At 39.6% G+C, this 16,400-nt stretch carries 12 protein-coding genes and 4 pseudogenes; 12 read left to right on the top strand and 4 right to left on the bottom strand.

What is annotated here, in order from left to right; translation table 11 throughout:
* Nucleotides 1-558 precede the first annotated feature (558 nt).
* The 4 genes from dnaK to grpE all read right to left on the bottom strand — a co-directional run bounded on the left by dnaK (nt 559) and on the right by grpE (nt 4,540).
* Nucleotides 559-2,517, bottom strand: a complete 1,959-nt coding sequence (gene dnaK, locus HEQ36_RS18415) for a molecular chaperone DnaK (RefSeq protein ID WP_168635422.1) — start codon at nt 2,515-2,517, stop codon at nt 559-561.
* A 186-nt stretch (nt 2,518-2,703) separates the two neighbouring features.
* On the bottom strand, nt 2,704-3,075 hold the full coding sequence (locus HEQ36_RS18410) for a hypothetical protein (protein WP_233455403.1): 372 nt from the start codon (nt 3,073-3,075) through the stop codon (nt 2,704-2,706).
* Between the two features lie 125 nt (nt 3,076-3,200).
* The gene (locus HEQ36_RS18405) at nt 3,201-3,716 is read right to left on the bottom strand and encodes an IS607 family transposase (protein ID WP_290708244.1); all 516 of its coding nucleotides are present in this window, start codon (nt 3,714-3,716) and stop codon (nt 3,201-3,203) included.
* A 149-nt stretch (nt 3,717-3,865) separates the two neighbouring features.
* Nucleotides 3,866-4,540 carry a nucleotide exchange factor GrpE gene (gene grpE / locus HEQ36_RS18400; RefSeq protein ID WP_039202898.1) on the bottom strand — a complete coding sequence of 225 codons (675 nt, stop codon included), beginning with the start codon at nt 4,538-4,540 and terminating at the stop codon, nt 3,866-3,868.
* A 1,110-nt stretch (nt 4,541-5,650) separates the two neighbouring features.
* Between grpE and HEQ36_RS18395 the strand changes: the two genes are divergently transcribed.
* The 12 genes and pseudogenes from HEQ36_RS18395 (at nt 5,651) to HEQ36_RS18340 (ending at nt 16,196) form a co-directional block, all read left to right on the top strand.
* Nucleotides 5,651-7,651: a GspE/PulE family protein gene (locus tag HEQ36_RS18395; protein WP_053539893.1), complete on the top strand. Its 2,001-nt coding sequence runs from the start codon at nt 5,651-5,653 to the stop codon at nt 7,649-7,651.
* A 64-nt stretch (nt 7,652-7,715) separates the two neighbouring features.
* Complete coding sequence (locus HEQ36_RS18390) at nt 7,716-8,816, top strand: type IV pilus twitching motility protein PilT (RefSeq protein ID WP_053539894.1); 1,101 nt, start codon at nt 7,716-7,718, stop codon at nt 8,814-8,816.
* A 131-nt stretch (nt 8,817-8,947) separates the two neighbouring features.
* Nucleotides 8,948-10,171 (top strand): type II secretion system F family protein, encoded by a 1,224-nt coding sequence (locus HEQ36_RS18385; protein ID WP_039203041.1) that lies wholly within the window; start codon nt 8,948-8,950, stop codon nt 10,169-10,171.
* An 89-nt stretch (nt 10,172-10,260) separates the two neighbouring features.
* Nucleotides 10,261-10,602 (top strand): annotated as a pseudogene (locus HEQ36_RS18380) (hypothetical protein); the annotation flags it as partial.
* 102 nt (nt 10,603-10,704) lie between these two features.
* Nucleotides 10,705-10,926: pseudogene (locus tag HEQ36_RS18375) on the top strand (hypothetical protein); the annotation flags it as partial.
* A gap of 125 nt (nt 10,927-11,051) precedes the next feature.
* Nucleotides 11,052-12,578 carry a thymidylate synthase gene (locus tag HEQ36_RS18370; protein WP_053539895.1) on the top strand — a complete coding sequence of 509 codons (1,527 nt, stop codon included), beginning with the start codon at nt 11,052-11,054 and terminating at the stop codon, nt 12,576-12,578.
* Nucleotides 12,579-12,597: 19 nt separating this feature from the next.
* On the top strand, nt 12,598-12,876 hold the full coding sequence (locus HEQ36_RS18365; protein WP_290708242.1) for a DUF4351 domain-containing protein: 279 nt from the start codon (nt 12,598-12,600) through the stop codon (nt 12,874-12,876).
* 9 nt (nt 12,877-12,885) lie between these two features.
* Nucleotides 12,886-13,415, top strand: a pseudogene (locus HEQ36_RS26055) (Rpn family recombination-promoting nuclease/putative transposase); the annotation flags it as partial.
* A gap of 54 nt (nt 13,416-13,469) precedes the next feature.
* Nucleotides 13,470-13,730, top strand: a complete 261-nt coding sequence (locus tag HEQ36_RS26050) for a DUF4351 domain-containing protein (protein WP_233455428.1) — start codon at nt 13,470-13,472, stop codon at nt 13,728-13,730.
* 9 nt (nt 13,731-13,739) lie between these two features.
* Nucleotides 13,740-14,269, top strand: a pseudogene (locus tag HEQ36_RS26045) (Rpn family recombination-promoting nuclease/putative transposase); the annotation flags it as partial.
* Nucleotides 14,270-14,323: 54 nt separating this feature from the next.
* Nucleotides 14,324-14,575, top strand: coding sequence for a DUF4351 domain-containing protein (locus HEQ36_RS26040; protein WP_367272414.1), 252 nt, complete (start codon nt 14,324-14,326; stop codon nt 14,573-14,575).
* 94 nt (nt 14,576-14,669) lie between these two features.
* Nucleotides 14,670-16,196, top strand: coding sequence for a CPBP family glutamic-type intramembrane protease (locus tag HEQ36_RS18340; RefSeq protein ID WP_053539898.1), 1,527 nt, complete (start codon nt 14,670-14,672; stop codon nt 16,194-16,196).
* The last annotated feature ends 204 nt before the right edge of the window (nt 16,197-16,400 follow it).

Genomic DNA, 16,400 nt, shown 5'->3' with positions numbered 1-16,400 from the left:
TTGGCATTAGTGTCCACAATAATGATCATAGGGTATGTTTAAAGTGGTTGCTTAAGCGTCTGGAAAAGAGTAAATCTGTCCTCATTTTTCCTAGACCTGGGTTTTGTCTGGGATTTTTCCGCCGTTCGTAAAGACAAATTACATTAAATCGTTCCTGCTATATTATTGTGCTATTGAAGTGTGGAAAACCCACCTATTGATTATAGGTACTAGCCGTACTATTAAATGTGGAAAACCCAACCTATACTTTTGGCTAGGTATATGGTATGGCTGTGTTAAGCAGATATTTGGCATGGTAAATTTCTAGTACGCTGTGGCGTAAGTGAATGAACCATTCTAAATCCTCCAAAAGCCTATACTGTCTTCATTTTGACTTTTGACTTTTGACTTTTGACTTTTGACTTTTGACTTCCGCCTTGCGGTACTAAGTAGGTGAACACAATAAAACCAAACTGTGTAAGTGTAAAGAAGCGTAAAATCGCCCAAACCCTCTTCACTCTTGCCTTTTGCCTCTTGCCTTTTGCCTTGCCATAACGACAATTTTCAATGCCAACCTACTTAGTCTATGGTCTCATAATCAACTTGTGAGTTATTTTCTTCATCTAAATCAACGTTGAATTGTGGTATTTGTGTATTGGGTAAGGAAGAATGATATTCTTCTGTGAGATTGATTTGCGTGACATCTTCTGATTTAGAATGTTCCTCACTAGCCTGGTTGTAAACATCTGTACCAATAGCAAAGATAGTTTGTTGGAAATCCTCTAAAAGTGTTTTAAACTTCCCTGGGGACAGATTGGAGTTGTTCATTGCGGCTTGTAGTTGTTCAACTTTCTGATTAGCCACAGCTATCAATTGCTCACTGACCAAATCGGGATTATCCCGTAATGTTGAATTATAGGTGAACAAAAGATTATTAGCTTGGTTTTTGAGTGCTACCAGTTCTTTACGTCTTTGATCTTCCTCGGCGAATAATTCAGCTTGTTTCCGCATTTGCTCAATTTCGTTGTTGCTTAAACCGCCTGTACTTGTAATGCGGATGCTCTGTTCTCTACCTGTACCTTTATCTTGCGCCGCAACTTTGAGGATGCCATTCACATCAATTTCAAAAGCGACTTCAATTTGGGGAACGCCGCGAGGCGCAGGGGGAATGCCACTGAGGAGAAATTTGCCCAGACTTTTGTTATCTTTAGCCATAGCGCGTTCTCCTTGGAGGACATGAACTTCTACGGAGTTTTGACCATCAACGGCTGTAGAAAATATTTGAGCTTTGCTGGTGGGTATGGTGGTATTTCGGTCAATAATTTTGGTGAATACTTCTCCTAGTGTTTCAATCCCTAAAGATAAAGGTGTGACATCTAAAAGTAACAGGGTGTCTAATTCCCCTGCCAAAACCCCAGCTTGGATAGCTGCACCCAAGGCTACGGCTTCATCAGGGTTGACGGAATGATCCGGGGTTTTACCATTGAAAAATTTAATCAGGGCGTTTTGAACGGCAGGAATGCGGGTAGAACCCCCGACTAGAATAATCTTATCTATATTTTGTGGTTTGACTTCTGCATCTTTGAGAGCTTGCATTATGGGGGCGATTGTCCCCTCGATTAAACTCCCTGTGAGTTCTTCAAATTGGGACCGGCTGAGTTCCATTTCCAGATGTTTGGGTCCGCTGGCATCAGCCGTGATAAATGGCAGGTTAATGGAGGTAACAACCAGGCTGGATAGTTCCACTTTGGCTTTTTCCGCGGCTTCTCGCAGGCGTTGGAGTGCCATTTTGTCTTGGGTAATGTCTATCTTCTCTTCTGCCAGGAATCGCTCCACCATCCAGCAGACAATGGCATTATCAAAGTCGTCTCCGCCGAGATGATTATTACCACAGGTGGCTTTAACTTCAAAAACTCCATCTCCTAGTTGGAGGATAGATACGTCAAATGTGCCTCCGCCTAAGTCAAATACTAGGATTAATTGTTCTTGATCTTGTTTGTCTAAACCGAAGGCTAGGGCGGCGGCGGTGGGTTCGTTGATAATTCTTAATACTTCTAGCCCAGCAATAGTACCTGCATCTTTTGTGGCTTGTCTTTGAGCATCTGTAAAATATGCTGGTACGGTAATTATGGCTTTTGTTACTTCGTCCCCCAGGAAATTTTCCGCGTCTTGCTTGAGTTTTTTCAAGACCATAGCGGATATTTCTTGGGGTGTGTAGTTTTGGGCGCGAATTTGGACATCAACGGTGTTATCCCTGCCTTTGATACAATTATAAGGGACACGACCGCGCTCTAATTCTGTGTCTTCCCAACGACGACCGATAAATCTCTTGATACTGTAGACTGTGTTTTCGGCATTGGTTACAGCCTGTCGCTTGGCTAGTTGTCCGACTAGGCGATCGTTAGCTTTACCAAAGGCTACGATACTAGGGGTAGTACGTCCACCTTCGGAGTTGGCAATTACTTTTGGTTGCCCAGCTTCCAAAACAGCGACACAACTATTTGTAGTCCCTAAGTCAATCCCAATAACTTTTCCCATACTTGAATTATTTTTAGTAAGATGCTCTACCGTAATTACTCACAAGTGGTTGTGTCTTAGCTACAGGCAATGAATTTATGCAACCTTTATTTAAAACACATTATAAGCGATCGCTTACACAGATGCTACCGATTTAAAAAATACCCAAAAATTTCTTGTGGTGCGGGACGAATTGCCCGCTAACCATCAAGGACGGGCAGGATGCCCATCCCACAAAATTGGGTAATTTATTTTTTGGTGTTCCCTAGAAGATGTGGCATCAACTTCGGTGTAACCTCTATCACATCCAATTATTTTACCATCGGTCTTTTTTCCAGCTTTTTGGATATCAGTTGTGTAGTGTATTTCCCATCTGCTATTACGCTTAATTAGCCTTAGCTGACACTTTATTGGTAAAGTCGTTGGTAACTTGAGAGTTTTACATGGAGTTAATCCTCCAAAACGCAACCACACCACACCTTTGTCGTCCATCTTAGTATCATAAGCCTTCACAATAATTTGGTTACAAACTTTTGTGTGACCTCGATACCAAAACTTTCTATACTGCAAACGGTTCATAGTTTAACCAAATATGAAACCCCTCTGGTAAACCTCTCCCCGTTGCGGGGAGAGGCTTTGAACCTTGTTCTTTGTATGATAAAAAAGTCCAGTTTCATGGACTTGGTTTGCTACGTCTTTTACTATTATACCCCCATTGACTCATATTGACTACTATTTGTTTCATGAATATTTTGCTCTTCGGCTATTTTTTTCTTGTAAGCCCGAAGAAAGTAAAGTTTGGAGGAAAAGCAGTGCATGATAGCCATAAAATCCTGCATCAACTCTTCGTGCGGCGATAGCTTGGCATTGTTCACCACAACAATTTTGCAGCCGTGAAGGTTGCAAAACCACTCAACGAACTCAAAACCAAATCTGCATAACCTGTCCTTATGTCCCACGACAATTTCAGAGATTTGATTCTGGGCAACTTGAGTCATTAATTTAAGAAAGTTTTTCCGCTTCCAGTTCATGCCACTAGCAACATCCTTGACGACTCGACATCCTGGGTAAGTTTTGCCTAAAAATTCTATTTGTGTGTCAAGGTCTAACAACTGGGTTTTTGTGCTGACACGGGCGTAAAGAACCCGCTCTTTATCCGTTGGAACTGTTTTGATAAAGGCTGACTCTGGATATCTCCGGTGTCCCCCAGGGAAATACATTCTATTTTCCCTAAGTCAGCCCATTCTGCCGTCGTCTTAGGGTGATAGCCAAATTGTTTGTAAACTTGTTCTGGGGTTAGGTATTTCATCTTTCGGTTAAATACGATTAACCCCAGTATACTACGTTATTTTGAGATTAGAGAGTATGGCTAACCGTTATCTTGATTGGACAAATCTTCTGAGTCCACAGATATATCTTCTCTCGGTGCAGCTACTTTTACCATCGCATGGCGGAGTACACGATCGCCAAAATAATAGCCCCGAACTAACTCTTCCAAAATAGTTCCTTCTGGATGTTCGTCGGTTGGTTCTCGCATCACAGCTTCATGCAAATTCGGGTCAAATTCTTGACCTTCAGGGCGCATGGGTGCTACACCTAAACGTTTGAGACAATCCACCAATTGTTTATAAACCCCTTGATAGCTCTTATGAATTGTCATTTCACCATCGCCTTGGGGTTTGAGGTGCGCTCGCGCTCGTTCAAAATTATCAACGACAGGTAGCAATTCCGTAATTGTGTTGCGCTTTACCTGTAAGTCAATTTCTTCTTTTTCTTTGGCAGTTCGTTTGCGGTAATTCTCAAAATCTGCGGCAATTCGCATATATTGAGTGCTACGGTCTTCTAATTGAGCTTTGAGAGTTTCAATTTGCTGAGATAAATCTGCTAAGACAGCGATATCTACTTCAATGGGATTGGCTGTAGCACTACCATTTTCTTCAGTGAGTATATTATCTCCCTGTTCATTTATTTGGTTTGCTACTTGCTCATTAGCTTCGCTGCTAGAGTCTTGGGGGTTAATTTCGGACGGGGAGTCACTTTTCATAAGAATATGTGGTAAGTGGAAAACTCAGTCACTGAAGTGCTGAGAAGAATGGTTTGCGGTAGACTTAGGCGTTTTCGGTAACTTTAGCAACTACTTGCTATATCTTTAGTTGATTCGCCCAATTCCTGGTTTATCCAACAGAATTCAGGAGTCACCGAGTCAGAATCCATTCTGAATTCTGTGCGAGTGGCGGATGAATAACCGGGTTTAAGATCCCCACCAAATCCTAGATTTGGTGGTCTTCAATCGTTTGTGGGTCTGAATCCCCGACTGATTGATTCTGACTCCTGAATTCTTCTTTAAATAGTTTACCTGTTTATTTTCGTTTACTATTATCTACCCATCCTAGATGCTTTTAACAGCAGAAATTTAACAGGCTATCAGCATTCGGCCTTCAGCATTCAGCGAGTGAGATAATTATGGGTTCAATCCCGTGTTTAGTAACACAATAGAGGTTATATTAGTTACTAATATTTCAGTAGGACGTGATATTACTGTTATTTTATGGTGATAAATTGTCAATATAAAAATTTTTACATCAAAAGGTTGTTGGCTAGAATTTAATACAGTATCAATGAGAAGTATGTACCACCGTCAGGGAATACTTAAAGAAGAGATTCCCCTACCCTAACCCATTTGCTTGTCAGTAACCCAGCCCTAAAGGGACTGGGCTTGCAAGAGTAATCAAGCAAGCCGTGCTGACCAGACCACCCTGAGTTTACTCTCATCGTAGCCGTTATTTGAGTCACGACACCCTGGAATGCGAAGCTAGTTCCCCGCTCTGTCATTTGCAATTAAACAGTTTTAAGGTCACTGAAACAGTGTTGCAAGTCTAAAAAGCTCTTATAACTGGTCGTTCGCGCCAGCGTGCCGGAGGCATCTAGCTAACATTACCCCAGAAATGGGAGGCACATCGCGTGCAAAACATTATGCGTACAGAGTTGGGAATTTTGAATCGGTAATTGTCCCGTTGAAAGTACACCACAAAAGTACCCCGAATTTCTTAACTCTAAGGCGGTAATGAAAAAATATTCAAGGCGGTTAAAACCGCTCGTGCCGTTTCCCTCTCAGGGCTAAAGCCACTGAGTTTCCCACTTACCGGGTATTCTTATGACTTACTCATCACCACAAGGGCGCAGTACGGCGATAACTATCAGAACTGAGTTTTCGCCCTTTGCTAATAAACTAGTAGCATCTGGCTATATCAATAATGAACAAATGAGACAGGCTTTAGCTATGAGCCGCAAGACTGGCAAGCTACTGACAGAAGTATTAGAGTCAATTACTGACCGAAAATTAGCTCCTGAACAGGTAACAGCATACAAAAAACAACACTTATTTGAACTTAAAATTTTATACGGTATTGAGTCGCTTGATACTGAAATCAACGAAATTGATACAACAAATGTGGGGATGCTGATTCAAGAACTCATTCCTGTGGAGCTATGTCGTCGCCATTATCTAGTGCCATTGTCAAGACATGATGACCAACCGTCACCTTATATTTTAATGGCGATGGTTGACCCAGATAATTTAGAGGCTTCTGATGATCTTAACCGAATTTTGCGTCCTAAAGGTTTGTCTTTTCAGCGGCGGGTAATTACGCAGAAAGATTACTTGGGCATTATTAATCAATACTTAAATGAGCAAGCTGCACGCCAAAAGACCTTAGATCAACAAAAAAATTATGATGTTAAGGGGGATTTAGACAATTTAGAAAATCTGGAAATAGAGGAAAGTAGTGATGATGATGTTGATTTAGATAAGGCGATGAAGGGTGCTGATGATGCACCTATTATTAAACTTGTGAATCGGATTTTGTTGAAGGCTTTAAGTGAGGGTGTTTCGGATATTCACATTGAACCCCAGGAAGAATATTTACGGATTCGTTTCCGTAAGGATGGGGTATTACGTGAGGCATTTGAAAATATGCCGAAAAAAATTATCCCGGCAGTAACAGCCAGATTTAAAATTATTTCTAACTTGGACATTGCGGAGAGACGTTTACCTCAAGATGGACGTATCCGCCGGATATTTGCGGGGAGAAAGGTGGATTTTCGGGTAAATACTCTACCTAGTCGTTATGGAGAAAAGGTTGTTCTCCGGATTTTAGATAACTCCTCTACTCAATTGGGTTTAGATAAGTTAATTACTGACCCAGAAACCTTAAAAATTGTTCAGGATATGGTTAGTAAGCCCTTTGGGTTGATTTTGGTGACAGGACCAACTGGTTCGGGTAAAACGACTTCGTTGTATTCGGCACTGTCAGAAAAGAATGATCCGGGGATTAATATTAGTACGGTAGAAGATCCGATTGAGTACAGTTTACCGGGGATTACTCAAGTACAGGTAATTCGGGAAAAGGGGTTGGATTTCTCGACGGCTTTGCGGGCTTTCTTGCGTCAAGATCCAGATGTGTTACTGGTGGGGGAAACACGAGATAAGGAAACTGCAAAAACGGCGATTGAGGCGGCATTAACCGGTCACTTGGTATTAACTACTTTACACACTAATGATGCGCCGGGAGCGATCGCTCGCTTAGGAGAAATGGGTATTGAACCGTTCATGGTTTCCAGTTCTCTCATTGGTGTTTTAGCACAACGTCTAGTTCGTCGTGTCTGTTCTGAATGTCGGATTGCCTATAGTCCCACCATTGAAGAACTCGCTCGCTATGGTTTATCAGCTTCCCAAGAGGCTCAGGTGACTTTCTATAAAGCCAATATTATCCCACCAGAAGAAATAGTCAGCCGTAAAAATCTTTGTCCAAAATGTAATGGCATTGGCTACAAGGGGCGTTGTGGTGTTTATGAAGTGATGCGGATTACTGAAGAATTACAAACCCTTATTAACAAGGAAGCACCTACAGAAAGGATCAAAGAAGTGGCTGTTGAAGAGGGTATGAAAACCTTACTGGCATACAGTTTAGACCTAGTTCGCCAAGGTGCAACTACCCTAGAAGAGGTAGAACGGGTAACATTTACAGACACAGGTTTAGAAGCTGAATTAAAGGCTAAACGCAAAAGTGGTCTGACTTGTCGGACTTGTACAGGGGAATTACAACCAGAATGGTTAGATTGTCCTTACTGTATGACACCTCGATTTACAGATTAACCACACATTTTGAATTGAGAGTTTGCAGTTTTTTATTGTTAATTAACGGGAGTGGAACAAGACTATGGAAATGATGATTGAAGACTTGATGGAGCAACTAATTAATATGGGTGGCTCAGACTTACACCTATCTGCTGGTTTGCCTCCCTATTTTCGGATTAGTGGACATCTAACACCTATTGGTGAACATACCTTAACTGCTGATGAGTGCCAAAGGTTAATTTTTAGTATGCTCAATAACACTCAGCGCAAAACCTTAGAGCAAACCTGGGAATTAGATTGTTCTTATGGTGTAAAAGGATTAGCTCGGTTTCGGGTGAATGTCTACAAAGAGCGGGGTGCTTTTGCTGCTTGTTTACGAGCATTAAGTTCTAAAATTCCTAACTTTGAAAAATTAGGTTTGCCCGATATAGTTCGGGAAATGACGGAAAAACCTAGAGGATTAATTCTCGTTACAGGTCCAACTGGTTCTGGTAAAACTACTACCTTAGCGGCAATGATTGACCTAATTAATCGGACTAGGGCAGAACACATTTTAACGGTTGAAGATCCTGTAGAATTTGTTTATGAACCTATCAAAAGTCTAGTTCACCAACGCCAATTAGGGGAAGATACGAAGAGTTTTGCTAATGCTTTGAAAGCAGCTTTACGGGAAGATCCAGATATTATTCTCGTAGGAGAAATGCGGGATTTAGAAACAATTGCTTTGGCAATTTCCGCCGCAGAAACAGGTCACTTGGTATTTGGTACATTACATACAAGCTCTGCTGCACAAACCGTTGACCGGATTATTGACGTTTTCCCCTCAGAAAGACAAACTCAGGTGCGGGTGCAGTTATCTAACTCCTTAGTTGCAGTTTTTAGTCAAACTTTAGTACCTAAGAAAAATCCCAAAGCTAATGAATATGGTCGAGTTATGGCTCAAGAAATCATGGTGATTACTCCCGCTATTTCTAACTTGATTCGGGAAGGAAAAACAGCACAGATTTACTCAGCTATTCAGACTGGTGGTAAATTGGGAATGCAAACTCTAGAAAAGGTTTTGGCTGATTTATACAAAGCTGGAACTATTTCTTTTGAAGCGGCAATCTCTAAAACCTCTAAACCAGATGAAGTACAGCGTCTAATTGGTGCGACAGCCCCAGCAGGAGCTAAATTGCGTTAACAGGTAATAGGCAGGGAGCAGGGAGCAGGGGGAAATGTTTACCAATTACCAATTACCGATTACCAATTACCGATTACCGATTACCGATTACCGATTACCGATTACCAATTCTAAAATTTTAAATTAATATTATGCCTACCTACGTTGCTCGTATTCGTGATTCTCAAGGAAAATCCAGAACTGAAAAATTTACCGCTGATTCCTTGACTGATGCTCGGACTAATCTTAGAAATCAAGGTTTTGTTGTTCAAGAGTTAAAAGAATCTCAAAGCTTGGCTTCTCGGTTTGATATCCAGAAAATTCAGAATTCCTTTGTTAAGGTTTCTGTAAAAGATAAAGCGGTTTTTTCTCGTCAATTTGCTGCTTTGGTAAATGCAGGTGTAGCCATAGTTAGAGGCTTGGGTGTACTCTCTGAACAGTGTGGTAACCCTAAACTTAAAGCGGCTTTAATTGAAATTAGTGCTGATGTTCAAACTGGAGTTAACCTCTCAGATTCCATGCGTAAACATCCTGATTGTTTTGATGGTTTGTATGTGAGTATGGTACAAGCTGGAGAAATTGGGGGTGTGCTAGATGAGGTTTTAAATCGTTTAGCTAAACTATTAGAAGATATGGCGCGGTTGCAGAACCAAATTAAATCGGCTATGTCTTATCCAGTGGTAGTAGGGTTTTTGGCAACTGCTATTTTTGTAGGGATGACAGTCTTTCTAATTCCCATTTTTGCCGCCATTTTCAAAGATATAGGTATAGAATTACCACCACTTACGCAATTTTTGATGGACTGTAGTTCAATATTGCGAAGTTACTGGTCTTTAGTGATTATTGGGATTTTGTTTGCATTATCATTTGCTTATAAGCAGTATTACAAAACCCCTCTTGGTAGGTTAAATATTGATGGTATTGCTCTGAAATTACCTTTGTTTGGTGATTTAATTCAAAAATCTTCCATTGCCCGTTTTAGTCGGACTTTTGGTTCATTAACTCGTTCTGGAGTACCAATCTTAACTTGTTTAGAAATTGTGCGAGATACATCTGGAAACCAAGTTATTGCTAATGCTATTGACGCTGCTCGTGAAGAAGTTCAACAAGGGGGGATGATTAGTGTGGCTTTGCTCAAAGAATCGGTTTTTCCTGGTATGGCAATTCAGATGATGAGTATCGGTGAAGAAACCGGTCAATTAGATGGAATGTTGATGAAAGTTGCTGATTTCTATGAAGACGAAGTAGAACAGGCAGTTAAATCACTTACCAGCGTTTTAGAACCCGTGATGATTGTGGTATTGGGGGGAATGGTAGGGACAATTTTGTTGGCTATGTACCTGCCGATGTTCAAAGTATTTGAAAAGATGGGTTAAGGAAGGATTGAAAGATGAAGAATGAAGAGTAAATAAACAAGTTTAATCTTTTATTCTTCATACTTTATATTTTTATATTTTAGGAAGATATGACTTTACAAAAATCTGTTTATGAAACCAGTTTAGCTGAGTATAGCAATCATTTATCAGCGATCGCTCTCCTTAAACAACATCGTCCCTATTTGGAGATGATTCCTAGTCTCCGTCGTCCTGGGGAAAGTGTTATTACTATCACTTTACCCATTGTCCGTATCCGTGATCTAGAAACTAAAACCTCACAAACCACCAGTTTACCCTGTGATATAGCTATTATCATGTGTGACCCGGAATGGAAAATTAAAACCAGTGTGGAGATTTTGGTTTTTATTCATCGTCCCCATGAGGACTTTTCTGATTTATTGGGAAGATGGAGACAAAGCCAAGTTTACTTAGGAACGCAAATTTAATAACCTGCAATTCTGATGTAACCTGGAATGGTGCGTTACGCTGTCGCTAACACACCCTACTTTTGCACCTTATTTAATTCACATTCCTTAGATAAAGAATATGAATGGATTATGCACCCTCGTCACAGTCATATTTTGAGTGAAGGTACTAATACCATTTATCCTCTGTTTGTAGTTTTTAATCAAACATCAGAACGGATTCAAAGAGGTTTGGTAGGTGCAGATTTACCTTTTGTGAAGCAAATACCGATAACCTTGGAAGAGCAAGAATATCAAGTATCTTATCAAGAAAATGCCGAAAACCCGTGAAGATGTGTCCGATTCTAGCTACCTTTTTTGACAATGTGTGATTAATCTGGACTAATTATTGTATCCTGAATAATCGGGCATTACTATAGAAAAACTTAGTAAATTCAGTGAGCAGTTATCTTAATATGGGTCAAATCACCCAATTCTATTACACAGCACAACACAAACCAAACCAATTGATTTATGGTAGTGGTCAAACCGCAGTGATTACAGGATGGATGGTGAAACAAGCGATCGCTAAACATCTACAATCAAATGAATATGCTGTAATCGGACAGTTATACTCACCTACTAGAGGTATCAACTTACTAATTCGCAACTTATTGCTAAATCCTCATGTGCGGTATTTAGTTATTCTCAACGCTACCAAAGAAGATAAAAATGCCGGTGGTTGTCAATGTTTAAGTGATTTCTTCCGTCATGGTGTGGCAGAAAGTATTAGCGACGCTGGGCGAAAATCTTGGGTAATTTGTTCTCCTATTTCTGGTTATATTGATATTGATATTGATATCAATGCCTTGGAAAAATTACGCCATTCCGTAGAAATTCAAGACGCTACATCAATTGCTGATGCTGTCGAAAAAATTCAATATTACGCCCAAAAAGAAACCGTTGCACCTTGGGGAATACCTGTAGAATTTCCTATGACTACAATTGAACCAACTGTTTTACCAGGAACACGCTATGGACACAGAATTGAAGGTAAGACAATTGCTGAAACTTGGGTAAAAATCATTCATAGAATTAAAACCACTGGTACAATTAGACCCACTGGCTATGATGGTAAATGGCAAGAATTGATAGATTTAATGGCAGTTGTCACCGAAGAACCGGAGGATTTCTATTTTCCCGAACCCAATTATTTACCCATAGATAGAAGTTTTCTAGAAGAATATATTTCGCAAATTTTAGATGATGCACCCAATCGAGAAGGAGTAAAATATACTTATGGGCAACGTTTACGTTCTTGGTTTGGACGTGATCAAATTGAACAAGTCATTGAAAAATTAGCCAATGATATTGATTCTGCGAGGGCTGTAATGTCCTTATGGGATGCTAGTCAAGATGATAATGACAATCCCCCTTGTCTAAATCATGTTTGGGTGAGAATAGTTGATAATGAACTATCTTTAACTGCAACTTTTCGTAGTAATGATATGTTCTCAGCTTGGCCAGCAAATGCTATGGGATTAAGGGCTTTACAAAAGTATATTTATAATTCTTTGCTTAAAAGAACTGCTCATACATTAAAAATGGGGGCATTAATTACTATTAGTCAAAGCGCCCATATTTATGATGATTGTTTTGAAAATGTCGCCAATGTCATTTCATCTCAATATCTTAAAATATCTCAACAAAAAGACTATTTTGATCCTGCTGGTAGTTTTATTATTACTATTCAGAATCATCAAATTATTGTTGAACATACAACCCCTGGTTCTGGAGAAGTAGTTAATTGTTATTCTGGTAAATCTGCACATAAACTTTCCCAGCAAATATTCACAGATTGTCCGGGTTTACAAGTTTCCCATGCCATGTATCTAGGAGTGGAATTGCAAAAAGCGGAAATGGCTTTGTTAATGAAAGAACAGTTTATTTATGAACAGGATAAACCAGTAAAATTGCAGCTACATCAATACAGTCACCTCTAAGATACAAGAGACTGTTTTGGTGTCCAAATTTTCACAATTAAGCCGTCAGGAGATAGAAGCGATGTTTTTAGTCAGTGATATCAAGCAAACAAGAGTATATCAAGAAGCAAAGCAGGAAGAAGCAACGACCTTACTATTCCGTCAGTTATCCAAGCGATTTGGGAAATTGAGCAGTAATTACATCGAAACTATCAGCAACCTCACAATAGAACAACTAGAAGACCTGGGAGAAGCATTATTAGACTTTGTGGACATTACTGACCTGGAACAATGGCTCAAAGCTCACACAAACCAGTAATTAAAGGATATGCACACAGATACAATATTTTATCAAATATTCCTCACTTTTCATACCCTGTTATTTGAACTACTCGGTCAACCGACGGAAAATGCTCAAGGTTATAATTTCACATCTGTTGAAGTTAAAGAAAAAGCCTTTCGATTTGATGGTATTTTCATGCCAGATAGTTTGGAAAAACCCATCTATTTTGTAGAAGTTCAATTCCAAAATAAACCAGAATTTTACTGGGAATTAATCACAGAAATCAACATTTATCTCAATCAATACCTCAACAAGATTGGCAAGCCATAGCTTTATTTGCTAAACGTAGTTTAGATGTAGAGGTATTAACTAATTATCAACAAGAATTAATTAATAGTGGACGCATCAAGCGCATTTATTTAGATGAAATTCCACCAGGTTCAATTGGTATGGGATTAATTGAATTAATTGTGAGTAAAGAAACAAAAGCACCAGAATTAGTTCAAAACTTGATGCAAAGAACAAAAACAGAGATTGGCAACGACAGAGAAAGACAAGGTATTATAGAGTTGCTGGAGACTGTCTTGGTGTCCAAATTTTCACAATTAAGCCGTCAGGAGATAGAAGCGATGTTTTTAGTCAGTGATATCAAGCAAACTAGGGTATATCAAGAAGCAAAGCAAGAAGGTAGACAGGAAGGTAAACAAGATGAAGCAACAAACCTACTATTCCGTCAGTTATCCAAACGATTTGGAAAATTGAGCAGTAATTACATCGAAACTATCAGCAACCTCACAATAGAACAACTAGAAGACCTGGGAGAAGCATTATTAGACTTTGTGGACATTACTGACCTGGAACAATGGCTCAAAGCTCACACAAACCAGTAATTAAAGGATATGCACACAGATACAATATTTTATCAAATATTCCTCACTTTTCATACCCTGTTATTTGAACTACTCGGTCAACCGACGGAAAATGCTCAAGGTTATAATTTCACATCTGTTGAAGTTAAAGAAAAAGCCTTTCGATTTGATGGTATTTTCATGCCAGATAGTTTGGAAAAACCCATCTATTTTGTAGAAGTTCAATTCCAAAATAAACCAGAATTTTACTGGGAATTAATCACAGAAATCAACATTTATCTCAATCAATACCTCAACAAGATTGGCAAGCCATAGCTTTATTTGCTAAACGTAGTTTAGATGTAGAGGTATTAACTAATTATCAACAAGAATTAATTAATAGTGGACGCATCAAGCGCATTTATTTAGATGAAATTCCACCAGGTTCAATTGGTATGGGATTAATTGAATTAATTGTGAGTAAAGAAACAAAAGCACCAGAATTAGTTCAAAACTTGATGCAAAGAACAAAAACAGAGATTGGCAACGACAGAGAAAGACAAGGTATTATAGAGTTGCTGGAGACTGTCTTGGTGTCCAAATTTTCACAATTAAGCCGTCAGGAGATAGAAGCGATGTTTTTAGTCAGTGATATCAAGCAAACTAGGGTATATCAAGAAGCAAAGCAAGAAGGTAAACAAGATGAAGCAACAAACTTACTATTCCGTCAGTTATCCAAGCGATTTGGGAAATTGAGCGGTAATTACATCGAAACTATCAGCAATCTTACAATAGAACAACTAGAAGACCTGGGAGAAGCATTATTAGACTTTGTGGACATTACCGACCTAGAACAATGGCTCAAAGCCCATATAAACCTGATCTAAGCTACTTTTTTTAAATTTTAATTCTACCCTGCGGTACTGGCTTATAATTGCCAAGGGGCTAATGCTCCTGTACTTGTAAGTTCAAGGGGGATAGATGACAATTAAACGGTTGCTGTTAATTGGGCTAACTTTGTTAGCGATAATGTTGTCAGGGTTATCTTTATTAAGTAGCTGGCAAAAACCTCAGTTCCAGAGTCGTCTAGAATTGTACCAGACAAATATTGTCTTACAAGCTCAGGCATGGCAACCAGAAGACAGTAGCGACGAAAGTATTCAAACACTTCAAGAATCTATTCTCGGTGCTAATCCTAAGATGAGCGCGACAAAGCAATATCAAGAAGCGAGTGAATCTGTCAAAACTAGTTTAGAGGCGACTAATAAAAAATTAGTAAAACTGCAATCTTCGCCAGCAATTCCAGTTTCCGCAGAAGAAAAAAGTTTACAAAAATCTATCCAACAACAAGAAAAATTATTAGCAGAAGTAGATTTGCGGCTGGGAATTTTACAAGCACAGCAACAGCAAACAGACAATGCTATTAAAACTTGGAATCAATTACAGCAATCATCAAATATCAATTCTAAATATCAAGAAACTGCCCAAGTATTAAGCGGAATGTGGAGTCAACCTCCCCGGTTATTTCCTAAAGCTGAACAGCTAATTCAACAAAATTTAGATAGTTGGTTTCGTTCTACGGCGTTAGAAAAATTATATCAACTTCAACAACGTCAGGAAGCTTTATCCTCTCTGAAAATTGCCCAACAAGCAGCGGCAGCCCAAGCATTGTTAAAATTAGCGGTAATTGCGACTATCCCCACCTTGACAGCTTTTCTAGGGCTAATTCTGCTGCTTTTCTTATTGGTTCAACGATTGCTTAAAGGTCAAGCATCCATACTAGCTACAAATGGTGATTTAGTTTGGTCAACTCCTTGGAATTGGGAAATAATTATTCAGGTTTTTGTCCTCGGATTTTTCTTAATGGGACAATTATTTATCCCCGAATTATTATCTATTTTACCTATTCCTCGTGGTACAGGAAATGCCAGAATTGAAGCTTCTGTGGTTTTAGTTAGTTATATGTTAGTGGCTTTTGGTTCTTTGTCAGTTCTATATTTTTCCATTAGGCGTTTTTTCCCTCTTCCTAACAACTGGTTTCGCTTCAATTTCTTTGGTAATTGGGTTTTGTGGGGATTCGGTGGCTATTGCACGGCTTTACCGATTGTGGTAGTAGTATCACTGATTAATCAAAAATTGTGGCAAGGACAAGGTGGCAGTAATCCACTTTTACAAATGGCACTAGAAAGCCGGGATAATACTGCATTAGGCATATTTTTCTTTACCGCAGCTATAGCTGCACCATTTTTTGAGGAGTTTCTATTTCGAGGTTTTTTATTACCATCTCTGACTCGTTATACTTCGGTTTGGGGGGCAATTTTGATCAGTAGTTTGTTATTTGCCGCTGCTCACCTCAGTTTATCAGAAATACTCCCGCTGACAGCATTAGGAATAGTCTTAGGAATAGTTTACACGCGATCGCGCAATCTACTTTCTTCTATGCTTCTCCACAGTCTTTGGAATAGTGGCACGTTAATTAGTTTGTTTCTTTTAGGTGGTAATAATTAGGGTTTGCTGAAAAAGTTGTCTGTGAGGGCTAATAGTCTGTCAACCCGAAAATGACGGGTGAAGGTAAGCAGGGGGAGAAGAGAGGTAGGGGAGGTAGGGGAGGTAGGGGAGGTAGGGGGGTAGGGGAGGTAGGGGAGGTAGGGGAGGTAGGGGAGGTAGGGGAGGTAGGGGAGGTAGGGGGGGTAGGGGAGGTAGGGGAGGTAG

The sequence above is a fragment of the Anabaena sp. 54 genome (genome assembly GCF_017355725.1).
Lineage (GTDB): Bacteria > Cyanobacteriota > Cyanobacteriia > Cyanobacteriales > Nostocaceae > Dolichospermum > Dolichospermum heterosporum.
Note: the sequence above shows the minus strand (reverse complement) of the source record. Positions and strands in the feature narration are given on the sequence as shown.